The 15,160-nt window shown below is 43.5% G+C and carries 15 protein-coding genes; 8 read left to right on the top strand and 7 right to left on the bottom strand.

What is annotated here, in order from left to right; translation table 11 throughout:
- Nucleotides 1-100 precede the first annotated feature (100 nt).
- Both AC0YOD_RS27100 and AC0YOD_RS27095 read left to right on the top strand, forming a co-directional pair.
- Nucleotides 101-316: a PspC domain-containing protein gene (locus AC0YOD_RS27100; RefSeq protein ID WP_475802464.1), complete on the top strand. Its 216-nt coding sequence runs from the start codon at nucleotides 101-103 to the stop codon at nucleotides 314-316.
- Nucleotides 317-340: 24 nt separating this feature from the next.
- Entirely contained in the window at nucleotides 341-1,012 is a 672-nt protein-coding gene (locus tag AC0YOD_RS27095; RefSeq protein WP_475802463.1) for a PspA/IM30 family protein, read from the top strand.
- Between the two features lie 127 nt (nucleotides 1,013-1,139).
- Here AC0YOD_RS27095 and AC0YOD_RS27090 read toward each other — a convergent pair whose 3' ends face one another.
- The 4 genes from AC0YOD_RS27090 to AC0YOD_RS27075 all read right to left on the bottom strand — a co-directional run bounded on the left by AC0YOD_RS27090 (nucleotide 1,140) and on the right by AC0YOD_RS27075 (nucleotide 4,568).
- Nucleotides 1,140-2,354 carry a cation:proton antiporter gene (locus AC0YOD_RS27090; RefSeq protein ID WP_475802462.1) on the bottom strand — a complete coding sequence of 405 codons (1,215 nt, stop codon included), beginning with the start codon at nucleotides 2,352-2,354 and terminating at the stop codon, nucleotides 1,140-1,142.
- A 3-nt stretch (nucleotides 2,355-2,357) separates the two neighbouring features.
- Entirely contained in the window at nucleotides 2,358-2,852 is a 495-nt protein-coding gene (locus tag AC0YOD_RS27085) for a cation:proton antiporter regulatory subunit (RefSeq protein ID WP_475802461.1), read from the bottom strand.
- Complete coding sequence (locus AC0YOD_RS27080; RefSeq protein ID WP_475802460.1) at nucleotides 2,842-3,309, bottom strand: GreA/GreB family elongation factor; 468 nt, start codon at nucleotides 3,307-3,309, stop codon at nucleotides 2,842-2,844. Before AC0YOD_RS27080 ends, AC0YOD_RS27085 begins: the two co-directional genes overlap by 11 nt.
- Nucleotides 3,310-3,620: 311 nt before the next feature.
- Nucleotides 3,621-4,568 carry a LysR family transcriptional regulator gene (locus AC0YOD_RS27075; RefSeq protein ID WP_475802459.1) on the bottom strand — a complete coding sequence of 316 codons (948 nt, stop codon included), beginning with the start codon at nucleotides 4,566-4,568 and terminating at the stop codon, nucleotides 3,621-3,623.
- A 170-nt stretch (nucleotides 4,569-4,738) separates the two neighbouring features.
- On the opposite strand from AC0YOD_RS27075, the gene AC0YOD_RS27070 reads away from it, so the two are divergent.
- The 6 genes from AC0YOD_RS27070 to AC0YOD_RS27045 all read left to right on the top strand — a co-directional run bounded on the left by AC0YOD_RS27070 (nucleotide 4,739) and on the right by AC0YOD_RS27045 (nucleotide 9,479).
- On the top strand, nucleotides 4,739-5,410 hold the full coding sequence (locus tag AC0YOD_RS27070; RefSeq protein ID WP_475802458.1) for a carboxymuconolactone decarboxylase family protein: 672 nt from the start codon (nucleotides 4,739-4,741) through the stop codon (nucleotides 5,408-5,410).
- Nucleotides 5,411-5,457: 47 nt separating this feature from the next.
- The gene (locus AC0YOD_RS27065; RefSeq protein ID WP_475802457.1) at nucleotides 5,458-6,225 is read left to right on the top strand and encodes an ABC transporter ATP-binding protein; all 768 of its coding nucleotides are present in this window, start codon (nucleotides 5,458-5,460) and stop codon (nucleotides 6,223-6,225) included.
- Nucleotides 6,226-6,229: 4 nt separating this feature from the next.
- Nucleotides 6,230-7,024 carry an ABC transporter permease gene (locus AC0YOD_RS27060; protein WP_475802456.1) on the top strand — a complete coding sequence of 265 codons (795 nt, stop codon included), beginning with the start codon at nucleotides 6,230-6,232 and terminating at the stop codon, nucleotides 7,022-7,024.
- Nucleotides 7,024-7,800 carry an ABC transporter permease gene (locus AC0YOD_RS27055; protein ID WP_475802455.1) on the top strand — a complete coding sequence of 259 codons (777 nt, stop codon included), beginning with the start codon at nucleotides 7,024-7,026 and terminating at the stop codon, nucleotides 7,798-7,800. The genes AC0YOD_RS27060 and AC0YOD_RS27055 overlap by 1 nt, the downstream gene beginning before the upstream one ends.
- Before the next feature lie 103 nt (nucleotides 7,801-7,903).
- On the top strand, nucleotides 7,904-8,962 hold the full coding sequence (locus AC0YOD_RS27050; RefSeq protein ID WP_475802454.1) for an ABC transporter substrate-binding protein: 1,059 nt from the start codon (nucleotides 7,904-7,906) through the stop codon (nucleotides 8,960-8,962).
- Nucleotides 8,963-9,014: 52 nt separating this feature from the next.
- Nucleotides 9,015-9,479, top strand: a complete 465-nt coding sequence (locus AC0YOD_RS27045) for a 2-thiouracil desulfurase family protein (RefSeq protein ID WP_475802453.1) — start codon at nucleotides 9,015-9,017, stop codon at nucleotides 9,477-9,479.
- Between the two features lie 411 nt (nucleotides 9,480-9,890).
- Here AC0YOD_RS27045 and AC0YOD_RS27040 read toward each other — a convergent pair whose 3' ends face one another.
- The 3 genes from AC0YOD_RS27040 to AC0YOD_RS27030 form a co-directional block, all read right to left on the bottom strand.
- Complete coding sequence (locus tag AC0YOD_RS27040) at nucleotides 9,891-10,751, bottom strand: PPK2 family polyphosphate kinase (protein ID WP_475802452.1); 861 nt, start codon at nucleotides 10,749-10,751, stop codon at nucleotides 9,891-9,893.
- A gap of 82 nt (nucleotides 10,752-10,833) precedes the next feature.
- Nucleotides 10,834-13,977 (bottom strand): hybrid sensor histidine kinase/response regulator, encoded by a 3,144-nt coding sequence (locus tag AC0YOD_RS27035; RefSeq protein ID WP_475802451.1) that lies wholly within the window; start codon nucleotides 13,975-13,977, stop codon nucleotides 10,834-10,836.
- Entirely contained in the window at nucleotides 13,977-15,149 is a 1,173-nt protein-coding gene (locus AC0YOD_RS27030; RefSeq protein WP_475802450.1) for a response regulator, read from the bottom strand. The genes AC0YOD_RS27035 and AC0YOD_RS27030 overlap by 1 nt, the downstream gene beginning before the upstream one ends.
- Nucleotides 15,150-15,160 lie beyond the last annotated feature (11 nt).

Raw genomic sequence — 15,160 nt, 5'->3', positions numbered from 1 at the left:
TAAAGACTAGTTCCAATAATAGACCTGAGGTCGTTACGGTTGCTTGATGTCCGTACTACAATAAAGTTATAGATTTGTTAAACGAGAGGATGTTTTGAATATGAAAAAATTGTTTCGTTCAACTACGGACAGCAAGCTTACCGGTCTTTGCGGAGGCATCGGACAATGGCTCGGCATCGATCCTACTATCATCAGATTGTTAGTCGTCATTTCGGCATTCTTTAGCTTCGGAGCGGTCATACTCGCGTACTTTATCGCTACGCTCTTTGTACCGAAGGCCCCTCACAATGATTTCAGATTTGTTGATCACTACTAAAAAAACTCAAGGAGCGATGATGAAATGGGAATATTACAACGGGTAGTAAGCATGACAAAAGCGGCGGCAAATGAGCTGCTTGATAAAATAGAAAATCCGGTTATGATGCTTAATCAATACTTGAAGGATCTAGATGAGGAAATCGCAAGCACGGAAGGCTCCGTGGTGCAGCAGCAAGCTCAAGCACGCATGCTAGAATCAAAGCTTAATGAGCAAAATGAGCAAGCGAACTATTACACTGCCAAGGCTGAACAAGCTGCAGCTGAGGATCGTGAAGCAGAAGCGCGCACAGCCCTTGAAGCCAAGCTCCTTTATCTAGAGCAGGCGGAAGAAACGTCAAGACTGCAAAGTCTCGCGAAGCAAGCAGCGATTGAACTTCAGCTGCGAGTCGAGTCGCTTAAAGAAGAAAGGACGAAGCTGCAAGGTAAACGCTCAGAGTTGATCGCCCGCGTGAAACAGACTGCTGGAAAGCAAAGCTATTCCTCCTCCAGCTCCCTTTATGAAAGCTCGGCTATAAGAGGCTTTGAGCGCATTGAGCAGAAGGTGATGGAATTGGAAGCTCAGCAAGAGCTGCATGGTAAAACGACATACGGCGGAAGTGTCAACCCGGCCGCTCATGATCCCCAGCAAGCGAATCGCAACGCGCTTGTCGAAGAAGAGCTGAAACGTCTTCAGAAGAAAAAAAGCGTTAGCTAATTTATAAGTTAAAAGAAAAGCCGCCTTTCCATAGAACTGGAAAGACGGCTTTTTTGCTGACTGGCTGTCTATATGACAGCCATCTTATGGTTGATTATCAACAAACTAACCAGCCCTTATAAGCAGGTTATTCATTTGATTTTGCTTTTGTACGCATTAGCTTATTCTTCAAATATGCAAAGCCATTAAAAATCATTTTTGATTCTTTGGTCAGCAGAGGACCAAGTACGGCGAGAATCAGTACGTATAGGACAGCAAAGGATTGAATCGATACCATCAAGCCGCCCGCCTTACCAATATTCGCCATAATAATTGAGAACTCTCCTCGCGATACCAACGTAAAACCGACATTTAACGAAGCTTTTGGTGAAATACCGGAAATACGCCCAGCAATCATCCCCGCTCCTAAATTGCCGATGATCGTCAACACTACTGCAATTAGCGTCATTCCCACCGCTCCCCCTAGCGAAGCAGGTTCTATGGTCAAACCAAAGCTGAAGAAAAACAACGCTCCAAAAATATCTCTAAACGGCAGAACATGATGCTCAATCCGTTTCACATGCCTAGATTCCCCTAGAACCAATCCAATCATCAAAGCTCCGATGGCTTCTGCCACATGTAACGTTTCTGAAAATCCTGCGACAAGAAACAGCAACGTCATAATCATCAGCAAAAATAACTCCGATGATTTGATATTGAGAGCGATATCAATATACTTGATGACCTTCCTGCCGATATACAAGAACAAAACAATAAACAAAAGCGCGGTTAATGAAATCATCAATACGCTGATAAAGGATGTCGCTCCGCTCAATATCAAGCCTGTTAAAATCGAGATGTGTACAGCAATAAACAAGTCATCGAACATGATCATACCCATAATAATTTCAGTTTCCGGGTTTGCCGTACGCTTTAGGTCGACCAGAACTTTGGCTACGATAGCCGTAGATGAGCTCGTCATAATACCGCAAACGACTAATGTTTCTTTTATTGGCAAGTCAACCATCCAGCCTAGCAGCAAACCTGACAAGAAGTTCAATGCCACATAGAAGGAACCGCCAACTAATATTGCTTTCCCTGATTTAAGCAGACGCGCAACCGAGAATTCCAATCCTAAATAGAACAGCAAAAATAGAATACCCAAACGTCCCATAAACTCAATAAAGGAGGAACTCTCAATAAACCTCAAATCAATAATCCAAAAATGCGGCGCATGCGGTCCAACAGCCATTCCAATTAGAATGTAGAACGGGATAACCGAGAAACGAAGCTTTGTTGAAATCAATCCAGTAAGTGTTATGAGTGCCAGTGCCAACCCAACTTCAAATATGAGCGTCTCCATCAACTATAGCGTTCCATTTAACAGCAATTTTTTTAATTGATTCAATTGCTGGCGTTCACCTGCTACGACTAATGTAAGTCCTCCCGTAAACACATAATCTGCACCTGGATTAATATGCTTGGACTTATCTCTCTCAACTGCAGCGAGGATAGTCGCTCCAGTCACTCTGCGAATATCCAATTGTCCGATTTGCTTGCCCACACATTTCGACAATGGCTCAAGGCGAATCCACTCAATGACTAAACCATCTAGCGTGATCTCTTGATTATCCGAAAACTTCGGTTTATACATGACGCCTGCAATAATGGCAGATACAACTCTTGCTTCCTCATCGTCGAGTGTGACCATCGACAACATGTCGTCCGAATGGTCCGGATCGATATGAAATAAATCGCGGCGTTCATCATTGTGAACAACAATAACGAGATTTTCCCCGCTGCGGGTTTGCAAGCTATATTTCCGTCCAATTCCAGGAAGATCCGTTTCTCTAAGATTCAATTGGAGTCCCCCCTTCAGGGGTGGCGTTTCCAGCAGGATATTGAATCTCTTTTATACAAAATTGGATCTCACCGGATGGAGCAGCAACGGAGACAATTTCACCTATAGGCTCCATCAGCAGCTTCTTTCCTACCGGAGAGAGGAAGGAGATCAGATTCTCATCGGGATCAGCCTCGCTCGGCATTACAATGGTAAATGAATCCGTTGTACGAAACTCTGGATATTCGATCGTAACGTGACTGCCGATGAGTACGTGAGAGAGCAAATGCTCATCTCCCATAGCAAGTATTTTTTCTACTAGTTCCTTGTACTTGGTGAGGAAGAGCTTAATTTCTTGTCTCTCTTTTCCTTCCATAACAAAATAGGCGTCAAGAAAACGATTCTTCTCGTCACCTAATAGGATAAGCTGCCGCACTAATTGCTCCCTTACGCTGGAAAATTCGATACTATGGTTCATAGTAGACCTCTCCCCCTATGCGCACGATACTTATTCTGTACAAGCTTCCGACTGACTTTTTCATGCTTTTCTCCTCCTAGAAAAGGTATAGGCCCCTGATTCAGAGGCCTTATACCAAGCTTACCAAACTAAAGATATATGTCCAGCTATTATTTGATAAATCTGATAATAGATGCTCTTAAATAAATGCCATATATAAAAAACGCCCTATACAAGGGAATTGGGAAACCATAAGGTTTAACCGTTACTCCTTCTATGGGGCGCATGTTACGAAATATATGTAATCAGTCTATTTTATAAAAATCAATAAATTAAATTAATGGTTCGTGAAAAGAACCGCTGCTATTCGAAAGGGAGCCCCTAAGCTCCTCAAATAACGCTTCATTATAAGTGCCTTGAATAATAGAATTTCGTTTGGCAAGAACGCCAATCTCCGGTCCTCGCTCTATGTCTTCCACTTGCTTGATAATCGTTCCATCAACAGGCGGAGCGGCTTCTGCAGCAGGAACAATCGCTATCCCAACACCAGCTTGGACATAATATTTAATCGCAGTAACACTGCCCACTTCAATAGAGTCTTTGAGACTTCCGCCCATTTTTCGAGAGACCATCGATTCCAGCTTGATCCGAAAAGGGCAAGAGGTCGGTGTGAGAAGCAGCTTCTCTTCTTTCAAGTCATTCAGCCGAATTTGCTCTTGGCTCGCCAGCCTATGATTCTCGGGAAGCAGTAAAACAAAGCGTTCAAACAGCATAGGATGAAACTCAAGCTCCATATTAGGCTCAGATTGTTGACATAAATCAATGAGATGCGGCTCTGGCTGATGACATAATGCGAAATCAACCTCATCATTTAACACCTTCTGCATAAGCTCCTGATTGGTGCCAACAATGACTTTAATGCCGATTTTAGGTTTTTTGGTCATAAATGTGCTTATAACCTCAGGAAGCAGTCTGCTAGCTCCAGGCTCAGCTGCGCCAAGAACAATCATTCCCGCTTCCCCTTTGCTAATATCAGCTAGTGTACTGTTGAAGTCTGCATGCTCTCTCAATAAAGCTTCTGCCCGCTCGTAAATAAACTGCCCGTCCCTCGTCAACTTAATGGGGTTACTGCGTTCAAAAAGCTTAACACCCAATTCGTCTTCAAGCTTTTTGATTTGTATAGAAACAGTAGGCTGAGAGTATTGCAATGCTTCTGCGGCGCGATGGAAGCTTCCTAATCTAACAATGGTTTGAAAAGTTGTTAATAAACGAATCTGCATAGGATGTCTGCCCCTCTTCTATCTTTACTATTATTAATGAATAACATTACTTTTTTCAATTATACTTTTTGGAAAGTTGTGTCTATTATATACTATATGAAATGAAATTAAGCCGACTATTTGAATCGGATTAGTATAATTTTGAAATTATTAGGACTGGAGACTCCATTATGACGACTAAAAGCTTGTACCCCAAAACCAGTCTAGAGCTTGAGGGGCAACTACTGAGTAATATGTTTGCTCACTCTCCCCAAAGCTATACCAATTATGGCGCATTTAGCAAACAAGTCTTTAAACAAGGCGAGCTATCTCTCTACTCCAAGGAATTGATTGCAGTTGCGGCTGCTCATATTACGGGCTGCCCTTATTGCATTGATATACATGTAGCCAAAGCGAAGAATCAAGAAGCTACACTTGAAGAGCTGCTTGAAGCCATCTCAGTAGCTGCTGCCGTAAACGCCTACGCGGTGTTCGCAACCGGAGCCAATACCATTCAAGCATTCAAGGAATCAACAGAAAGTGATTTATTTCCAAGAAGCAATATTGCCCTGCTCCAGCAATGGGAAATGATCAACGAGCAGGCGTATGATTCTGTTTTTGATTTTGTACATACAGCAATCCAAGAAGAGTGCGTCTCTTCAAAAGATAAGGCGCTAATCGCAGTAGGCTCCGCACAAGTCATTGGCAATGCTTACGCTATTGAATATTTTACACGAATTGCCAAGGACAAGGGAATAACAATAGAAGAAATAGCAGAAACAAGTTTGATTGCTATCGCATTAAAGGCTGGAGCCGCCTTGGCTCATAGCCTTAATACTCTTCATGCTTATGAATCTGAATAATACTGCCCCTATCATTGGCAGTTTCACTAGAATTGGAGGCAGCTAGAATGACAGCGCAAGGCATACAAATGGAAAATGTCAGTATGAGTTATCAGACCGATTCATCCGCCGTGCTAGCGGTAAAGCAGGTTAGCTTAAACATTGAAAAGGGTGAATTCGTCTCTCTGTTAGGGCCTTCTGGCTGCGGAAAGACGACATTGCTAAGAATTATGGCCGATCTGCTCCAGCCTACAACCGGCTCGGTTACCGTTGCTGGGAAAACAACAAGAGAAGCCAGACTTTCACAAAAGTACGGCATTGTATTTCAAAGCCCGACCCTCTATGAGTGGAGAAAGGTCAAAGATAACGTCACCTTGCCTCTTGAATTAATGAAAGTTAAAAAAGCTGATCGTGAGAAGAAAGCTTTAGAATTGCTAGAGCTTGTCGGCCTGCAGGATTTCAAAGACAAGTATCCTTGGCAATTGAGCGGAGGCATGCAGCAGCGAGTCGCCATTGCGCGAGCGCTTGCGATGGAGCCTGAGATTTTACTCATGGACGAGCCATTCTCAGCTTTGGATGAGTTTTCAAGGGAGCGGCTTAATGAAGAGCTCTTAACCATTTGGAAAAAAATCAATAGTACCGTTGTATTTGTTACGCATAGCATCTCTGAATCTGTTTTCCTATCCGATCGAGTATTTGTTCTATCCCCTCACCCTGGCAGACTTTCCGCAGTAGTCGATATCCCCCTTCCTCGTCCAAGGACGAAGGAAATGCGAAATAGTCCAGAGTTTTTTCAATTGATCGCACAAATACGCGATAGCTTCGAAGGAGTTTAGACCCATGCAATTGTGGAGACGAATACTGCCGGCAATCGTATGGGCGATACCCATTCTACTTTTATGGGAAGCCTTATCTTGGTATTTGGATATGAAGCAGGTGACTATGGCACAATCCAAAATCCCCTATGTCCATGAAGTTATTTACACCCTATTTACCTATGGTTCCACCATTATTTACGAGGGTTGGTTCACCTTCTATTATTCAGGGATTGGATTTTTACTAGGAACTGCGGTCGGTATGCTGCTTGCTATTCTGATGAGCCTATCCACTTGGGCTGAGAAAATTGCATTTCCATACGTCATTTTATCTCAAATGATACCGGTACTTGGCTTAGCACCTATTATTTATGGCATCGTTCATGATGACTCTTGGTCTCGTATTATCATTGCGGCTTACATAACCTTCTTCCCTGTCAGCCTCAACATGCTGAAAGGATTGCGTAGTGTATCTCCTGGCTCAGTAGAATTAATGTATTCTTATGCCGCAAAGCCATGGAGTGTCTACTGGAAGCTGCTTTTACCTAACGCATTGCCTGGTTTATTCAGCGGACTGAAGATCGCTGCTCCTCTTTCTGTTACGGCAGCCATTCTAGTTGAGTTAATGGGTGCAAGGCATGGAATAGGTGTGATTATGCTTCGAAATTTGTATTATGGTCCATCAAATACCTATATGTTCTGGTCGACAGTCGTTGCTGCTGCTGTGCTCGGAATTGTCAGTTATTTAATTGTCTTGTTCATTGAGCGGATGGTTACACCTTGGCAGCCTGCATTTCGAGTTAAAGGAGGTACGCGCTAATGTTCAACATCAAGCATACCTTTAAAAACTATGTTTTACCCCTTGCGGTTGGCATTTTCGTTGTTTTTCTATGGCAGCAGAAGGTTTTTCATTCCCTTTTGAATATTAAAGTTCATCAGCTTCCGCTGCCCTCCAAAATATGGGCTGCCCTGTTGGAAAACTTTGATATGCTTCTTCGATACACGGGCTACACCATGATCGAAGCCTTACTTGGAATGCTTGTAGGCTCTGCCATTGGCTTCGGACTTGCCCTCCTTGCCACTGCATGGCCCAAATGGGGATCAGGCGGACTGCTTCTCGTTGCAGCGCTGAATGCCGTTCCTATTATTGCTCTTGCTCCAATCATGAATCTATGGTTTGGTGACGGACTAGGTTCACGTGTAGCGGTTGTAACGATTACAACAATGGCAGCCATGGCTTTCAATGCTCACAAAGGCTTGAATAATATTGATCCCCTCGCTCTTGACTTGATGCACGCCTACGGTGCCAGCAAAGCTAAAGTATTCCGTTATTTACGGCTAAATAATTGCTTGCCGCATATCTTCACTGCCTTAAAGATCAATGCGACAGTCAGTATGATCGGAGCCATCGTGAGTGAGTTTTTCTATTCATCGAAGGGACTGGGTTATCTGCTTTCCAATTCTATCAAGGTGGCCAAAATGTCACTAGGATGGTCCTGTATCATTTTGGCTGCTGTCTCTGGCGTTATCTTATATGTCATTATCGAAGAATTAGAGAAAGTCATCGTCAGATGGCACACTTCTCAAAGATCGTAATACAGCTTGATCCTTCGGACGTCTTGAACATCCAGCAATGACGTTCGACTGACCATATAAGCACAAAGCCTACAACAAAAAACATTAAAGGGGTACGAAGAGAATGAATCAGAAAAAGCATTATGGAAAAGCTATGCTGCTGCTCATTTTGGTTATCGCATTTTCAGCCATTATGTCAGCATGCGGCAGCAACAACAGCAACAGCTCCAAAGCTTCAAAAGATGAGGGCACACAAGATTTAGTGAAAGTAAGATTGCAGCTGAAATGGCTCCCCCAAACACAATTTGGCGGTTACTTTGTAGCATTGGAAAAAGGCTATTACAAAGAAGAAGGTCTAGATGTTGAAATTCTAGCTGGCGGTCCTGATATCATTCCAGAGCAACAAGTCGCTAATGGAGCTGCACATATCGGAAACTCATGGGTAGGAAGTCTTCTATCTCACCAAGAGGAAGGATTCCCGCTCGTTGAAATCGCGCAAATGTCTCAAAAAAGCGGATTTTTGCTCGTTTCCAAAAAATCGGCAGGCATCAATAGTCCAGCTGATTTGAAAGGAAAGAAAATCGGCGCTTGGATGGGCGGTCTTGAGTTTGAAATTCTAGCCTTGCTAGAAAAATACAATATCAGCTCTGACAAGGATGTTGAGCTGACAAAGCAAGGTTTTACAATGGATCAATTTATGAATGATCAGCTTGATGTAGCATCTGCTCTTACTCATAATGAGTATCCAATGATTCTTGAGCAAGGCATAGCAGAATCTGATCTTAATGTAATCGATATGAATGATGAAGGCGTAGCTATGCTGGAAGACAATCTTTTCGTCAACTCCGAATGGCTTGCTAACAACAAAGAAACGGCTGCAAAATTCCTTCGCGCTTCCTTCAAAGGTTGGAGCGATGCGATTAAAGACCCTGAAGCTGCTGTAGACATCGTTATGAAGAGCGTAGACAAAGGAAGCACAACAAGAGAACACCAGCTTAGCATGATGAAAGCAATCGGCGCTTTGGTTCTTCCTGAAGGTTCAGATGAGTCCAAAATCGGTTACATTGATGAGGCTTCATTCCAACAAACCGCTGACATTGCTCTCCAATTCGGCATTGTAAAAAACAAAGTTGATCTCTCAAAAGCTTATACAAATGAAATACTAGAGATGGCTAAAAAGTAACATAGAGCCATAACTATATAAAGTAATAAAATTATGGAACGGAGGAAATACGATGACACAGAAAATATTAGTGAGCGCTTGTCTGCTGGGACATAAAGTGCGCTATGACAACGGTGATGTTCCTTGTCTCGATTCTCGTTTCTTGAACTGGCATGAAGAAGGCCGACTGGTTCATATTTGCCCTGAAGTGGTAGGCGGCTTGCCTACGCCACGTCCAGACGCACAACGTCAAGGGGACCGCGTAGTGACTGGATCAGGTGCTGATGTAACAGAGGAATTCGAGAAAGGCGCTCAGGCTACGCTTGCTTTAGCTTTAAAAAACGATGTCAAGTTAGCTATTCTAAAGCAGGACAGCCCATCATGCGGCAGCTTGTTCATTTACGACGGAAGCTTCACCGATGCAAAGAAAGAAGGAGAAGGTACAACTACCGAACTGCTTCGCAAAAATGGCATCAAGGTTTTTGGTGAAGATCAACTGGATGAAGTCGTATTAGAGCTAGCTCGTATCGGCGGGTAGGCAGAAGCTTTGCGATAAATAAGTGCTAGTATATAAAAAGAGACATACCTTGCCTGAGCATGTTTAACACATGACGGGGAGGGGTTGTCTCTTTTTTTATCCGACAGGATTATTAACACCCAGCTGCAGCCGGAGCAATAGAGCTAGAAACTAGCTCTATTCTCAGTAAACTAAACTAATTTGAGCCATTAGAGCTAGTTTCTAGCTTTATTCAGACCTTTCAGGCTCTCAAATGACCTCTAGACCGCTTCAGCCTCTGCAATAGAGCTAGAAACTAGCTCTATTCTCAGTAAACGAATCAAATTCGAGCCAATAGAGCTAGTTTCTAGCTCTATTTAAGCTCTAGCCTGCTCGGCTGGACACTACGGTCCCTCAGACCTCCAGCTCACACCAGTGGACACTAGAATTCGTCTACGATTGATTAACCTCTGCTGAAGCCTCAGTCGTTGGTGATGGTTCTTCTTCCTTCGCTATCTCTTCCAAGAAGAGCTGCAGCTCCGGAATAGCTTTCTGCTCCTTCAAGTGCAAGCTGCGCAGTGCTTTCACTGCAATTTTGAGAACGGCATAGTCACGATACCATCTATTATCCGAAGGCACGATATGCCAAGGGGCACTGCTGCTGCAATTTTTAAACAGCTTCTCATAATAATCTTGGTAAAGATCCCATGATTTGCGCTCTTCGAGATCAGAAGGATCAAATTTCCAGTTTTTAGTTGGATCTTCTATACGGCTTTTAAGCTTCTCCAGCTGAAATTCCTTAGATATATGTAGAAAGATTTTGACGACCTTCACATGACTGTCAGCAAGCATCGACTCAAAATGATTGATATGCTTAAACCTTTGCTTCGCTTCCTTGTCCGAAACCGTGCCATGCACTCGCGTGATCAGCACTTCCTCATAATAGGAGCGATTAAAGGTAGTGATATAACCGAGCGGTGGCACCTTGTTATGCGCTCTCCACAAAAAATCATGGCTCTTCTCCTCTTCAGAAGGCGATTTGAAGCTATACGAATATATCCCTTGCGGATTTAGCCCCGAGAATACGTGCTTAATGCTCCCATCCTTGCCGCTGCAATCCATCCCTTGGAAAATAAACAGGACCGCTTTCTTTTTCCCAGCAACCAGCTTCTCTTGCAATTCTTCAAGCTCTTCCTTCAGCTTGCTTATTTCTTCAGAAACATCTTCTTTGCTTTGAAAATCACCTGTATGCTTAGGATCGATTCGGGATAAATTAACCTTCTCATTAGACGGTAACACGAATGAATTTGGCAAATCATTCACACCCTTCAAAGTTTAAGATATTTTCTACAGTTTAACTCATTTTCAGTGTCCCCGGTTACAAAATATATAGCTCTCACTGTTCCCTCCAAGCTTGAGGTACTTCCAAGGAAATCGTTGTTCCCATTTTCCATTCACTAGTAACAGTCAATCCTTTACCATACAAGGATATTAGTCGCCTATGAATATTGATTAGTCCGACTCCCTCTCTTCGCGGCTGCTCCTGAAGCAGCATGTTCAGTCGCTCTGGCTTCATGCCCAAACCGTCATCAGAAACCGTCAGTTTGATGGTATCTCCGATTTGCTCGATCGAGAGCACAATCGTTCCTCCGGCAGCCTTCTGCATAATACCGTGTCGCACCGCATTCTCCACTATAGGCTGAATACTAAGCGGAGGAATAAATCCGCTCACATGCTCATCCATGTCGTATACAATGCGAAGCCGTTTCCCAAATCGAGCTTGCTCTAAGGCAATATAGGAGCGAACCAGCTCTAATTCCTTCTCCAACGTAACAACCTGATCACGGCTTTGAAAGTCAAAGCTGCTTCGTAAGTAACAGCTTAAATCCAACAGCAGCGAGGTTGCTTTGTCGGGATCGGTTGGGCAAATAGAAATCATTGTATTCAGCGCATTGTATAGAAAATGCGGTTTGATCTGAGCTTGCAAAAATGCGAGTTCCGATCGGATAGAAGCTTGCACGGATTGACGTAGCTGCAATAAAGTACGAGCCCTTGCACGAAGCACAATAGCATCAACAGGCTTAGAGAGGAAATCATTTATTCCTGCGCTGAAGCCTGTCTGGACATCACCTGCAAAATCTCTCGCCGTCAACATAAGCACGGGTAACTCCGACAATTCGTGACGCTCCCTTATTTCGCGGCAAAGCTCTAATCCGGACATCTCCGGCATCATCCAATCGGTAATAACCAAATCAATTCGCAGCTTCCCTGACAGCTCCTCCAAAGCGTCCATCCCATTATCGACCGCTATCACTTTGTAGTTCTCCAATGACAGCAAATTAATAAGCACCTGCAAATTAATAGGATCATCATCAACAACCATGACAGTAAAGGAATGACTGTCATTCGATGGAGCATTCATCATATTCACGAATGGATTGGAGCCTAGATGGACAGCATTGTCCGCAAAAGCTTCAATTGAAGAGGCTGCAACTTCAGAGATGGTAGCTGCTTGCGCTTCTCTAATCGGTATATTTTCTCCGATAAACGTTGAAGTGCTTACAGGTACGGTGAAGTGAAATATTGATCCTCGTCCAAGCTGAGACTGTACGCTGATTTTACCTCCGCTAAGCTCCACAAGCTTCTTCGTTATACTAAGTCCAATGCCGGTTCCACTATATCCCTCTTGTGAAGCAGCCAGCGCTGAGCTACTAAACGGCTCAAATATACCGTCTAATTTCTCCCAAGCAATACCTACTCCTGTATCAGATACACTTACCTTCACCATTCTATCGACGACTTCCGCACTAATTTGGATTTCGCCTTGCTGTGTAAATTTAACCGCATTGCCCAGCAAATTAAACAATACTTGTCTAAGCCTTTCCTCATCTGTATGCAGCAATGGAAGATCGTCAGGCCACTGCTGTGTCAGACGTACGCCCTTCTTCTCTGACAAATGTCTGATAACTTCCATGACAGATTGAGCTGTTGCAGGAAGATCAACCGCCTTACGATTCAACACGAGCTCACCATTTTTCAAAGTCGCAAAGTCCAAAATATCATTAATGACATATTTCAATCTTCTGCCTGTCGAGACAATCATAGAAAGCTGCCTTGCCTGAGCCGGATTTGGCATTCCCGCCACACCCCCAAGCAGTGATTCTGCAATATTAACCATTCCATGAAGCGGCGTTCGCAGTTCATGCGACGTATTAGCCATAAACTCATCCTTAAGCCCATCAAGTGTTAATAACTTGCGAGAGAGCTCCTCAACTTCATTAAAGGAACGCGAAAATTTTTTGGAGAGCATAACGACTTGGACAATTACAAAAACAAACAATTCATAGCTTTGGAAAAATTGATTCTCCAGTATCCCCATGACGGACATCACATTGAGCAATATAAATGCAATAATACTCACAACACTGACTAATAAGAAAACGGCGTCCTGCGTATGTCTTTGGATACCTTTACCCATCACATATAGAAAGACCCCAACTATAAAGGATGAGAGTACAAGCGAAACCCAAAACCATTGGGAATATTGCAAGGTAGGAACGAAAATAGCAGAAAGCAGAGAAAGCACAGCCAGCGTGTTACAAAAATTCATTACCTTTTTGCTGATGGCTCTCGGAACGGATACATTCACATAATGCAATAAGAAAAAATAGGCTACAGTAGGAGATATCGCTTGCGTCTTCAAAATCAGCTTATAGCTTAGGGATGGCATTAACATGCCAACCAGCTTTTCTCCATGCGTCATAACGTAAATAATTACAACTAAACAAAACAATCCTAAGTAGAGCAGTGAACGTTCTTGTTTGCGCATATAATAGAGAAGAAGAAAGAATGCAGCGAAAATAGCAAAGCCGACAATGCTCACAAAGTCTCCGAATAATGCATATTCTCGGCTCTTCCTAATTCCATCCTCATGACCAAACCAAATTGGATAAATAATGCCGCCAGAGGAGTAGTTATAATTCGACACCTGTACAATTATTTCTGCTTGCGAGCTGTTTAGAAGTGAAAAGCCCACATAAGATACATTAGAAGGCTTATCCTCATCTTTTGTAATGCCGGGTGTTCCGCTTGCCCCTACTTCTGATCCATTAATAAATACTTTGTTAGCCATACGGATATTCGTCGTGCGAATACCGTACATCGCATCAGGCTCCGTATTCAAATCAATGATTAGCCTATAGGTGCCATACCCTCCGTAGTCCGGCTCTCCATCTGCTGAAATATAGCTATTCCATTGACCGGGTAGATGAACAATGCCAGTTAGGACCGGTTCCTTCATCGTGGCAGGGATTGCATCAGCAAATTGCTCTGGAACGAGCAGCTGATTCCTATAAAACTCCCATTCTCCTTGAAGCGCCACATTGCCGTCTTCCTCAAAGTCCCAATCATTCAAATGAAGCACCCCATCAATGGACTGGGGTGCTTCTTCTGCTGCTATTTGGGTATAGAAATAACCATAAACCGGAAAACCGACAACGATCAGGAAGATTACAATTAAGAATGGCCATTGCTTTCGCACTACTCGTTGCCCCCTTGCTTCGTTGCATGTATTTGTTGCTTCAATTGAACATATAAAGATGTTGTCTGCAAATCTGGTAAAACCCCAAGCTCATTCATCAAAATATAGGCAAATGATTCATAGCAGCGATGCAGCTCCACTGCGTCCCCCAACCTAGAGTAGGCAGTTAGCAGCATCCGACAGACATCATCCGAATAAGGGGCTTTTTCCTGAGCAGAGAGCAGTCGCTGAATAGCCGACTGCTCTCGTCCCTCTCCAATTTCATATCTCGCCATGCTATAAACCAAATGCAAGTAACGCTGCTGGAGGCTAATTCTTCTCGTCTCCGCCCATTCATAGTTATGATCCTCTAAGTAATCTCCTGCATAAAGCGATACGGCTTGCTCGTATCGGCTCCAGTTATCTCGAAATTGATAGATAGGTTCAGAGACTGTTTTCTCAAACTGAGCTACGTCAGTACGAATACCGCCTAGGGAAAGTCGGTAGCTCTCATCCGCATATTCAACGGTAATTGCTGCATCCCATTCTCGCAGCAGCCACCTGATACGGGAAACAGAGTGATGCAAATACGTGATAGCCTTATCCTGCTCGTATTCCCTCCACAACGTTTCAATAAGCCGTTCCTTAGAAACCCACTTCCCCTCCAAATGAAGAAGATAGGCAAAGAGCTCCTGCGCTTTTTTTGTTCGCCATTTTATTTTTTCATGTAAATTTGTACCGCCTAATATTTCAAGACGCTTAAAGCAATGAACAGCCAGTTCATTTGCTTTTGGGTCAACCGCTGTTTCCTGTGCTTGTCCTCTCGTAAGCCTCATGTATTCCACTATGCGATCCAACGTCTTCGTAATGCGAGTCGTATCAACCGGCTTTAGTAAATAATCAAGGGCATACAGTTCAAACGCCTCAACCGCATAGGAGGAGTACGCCGTAATATATACGATTCGGATAGAGCTATCAATCGCTTGAATATGCTCAGCTGCCTCAAGCCCATTCATCTCCGGCATTCCAATATCTAGAAATACAATATCCACTTTGCTGCGGACAAGATACGCCAGGCCCTCTTGACCAGAGGTGAATTTACCTTCTATTTGCACGCGGCCATCAGCCTTGAGAAGCCGCTCCAAATGGATTAAGGCAGGCTCCTCATCATCAATTAGTATGACTTTCAGCATCGTCTTGGCGT

The organism is Paenibacillus sp. J31P13, assembly GCF_056269295.1.
This window is presented reverse-complemented; position numbering and strand designations above follow the sequence as displayed.

What these genes read in the sequence shown, in the direction of transcription:
- AC0YOD_RS27100 (WP_475802464.1), top strand. Translation starts at nt 101, where the DNA reads ATGAAAAAATTGTTTCGTTCAACTACGGACAGCAAGCTTACCGGTCTT.
- AC0YOD_RS27095 (WP_475802463.1), top strand. Translation starts at nt 341, where the DNA reads ATGGGAATATTACAACGGGTAGTAAGCATGACAAAAGCGGCGGCAAAT.
- AC0YOD_RS27090 (WP_475802462.1), bottom strand. Translation starts at nt 2,354, where the DNA reads ATGGAGACGCTCATATTTGAAGTTGGGTTGGCACTGGCACTCATAACA.
- AC0YOD_RS27080 (WP_475802460.1), bottom strand. Translation starts at nt 3,309, where the DNA reads ATGAACCATAGTATCGAATTTTCCAGCGTAAGGGAGCAATTAGTGCGG.
- AC0YOD_RS27075 (WP_475802459.1), bottom strand. Translation starts at nt 4,568, where the DNA reads ATGCAGATTCGTTTATTAACAACTTTTCAAACCATTGTTAGATTAGGA.
- AC0YOD_RS27070 (WP_475802458.1), top strand. Translation starts at nt 4,739, where the DNA reads ATGACGACTAAAAGCTTGTACCCCAAAACCAGTCTAGAGCTTGAGGGG.
- AC0YOD_RS27065 (WP_475802457.1), top strand. Translation starts at nt 5,458, where the DNA reads ATGACAGCGCAAGGCATACAAATGGAAAATGTCAGTATGAGTTATCAG.
- AC0YOD_RS27060 (WP_475802456.1), top strand. Translation starts at nt 6,230, where the DNA reads ATGCAATTGTGGAGACGAATACTGCCGGCAATCGTATGGGCGATACCC.
- AC0YOD_RS27055 (WP_475802455.1), top strand. Translation starts at nt 7,024, where the DNA reads ATGTTCAACATCAAGCATACCTTTAAAAACTATGTTTTACCCCTTGCG.
- AC0YOD_RS27050 (WP_475802454.1), top strand. Translation starts at nt 7,904, where the DNA reads ATGAATCAGAAAAAGCATTATGGAAAAGCTATGCTGCTGCTCATTTTG.
- AC0YOD_RS27045 (WP_475802453.1), top strand. Translation starts at nt 9,015, where the DNA reads ATGACACAGAAAATATTAGTGAGCGCTTGTCTGCTGGGACATAAAGTG.
- AC0YOD_RS27030 (WP_475802450.1), bottom strand. Translation starts at nt 15,149, where the DNA reads ATGCTGAAAGTCATACTAATTGATGATGAGGAGCCTGCCTTAATCCAT.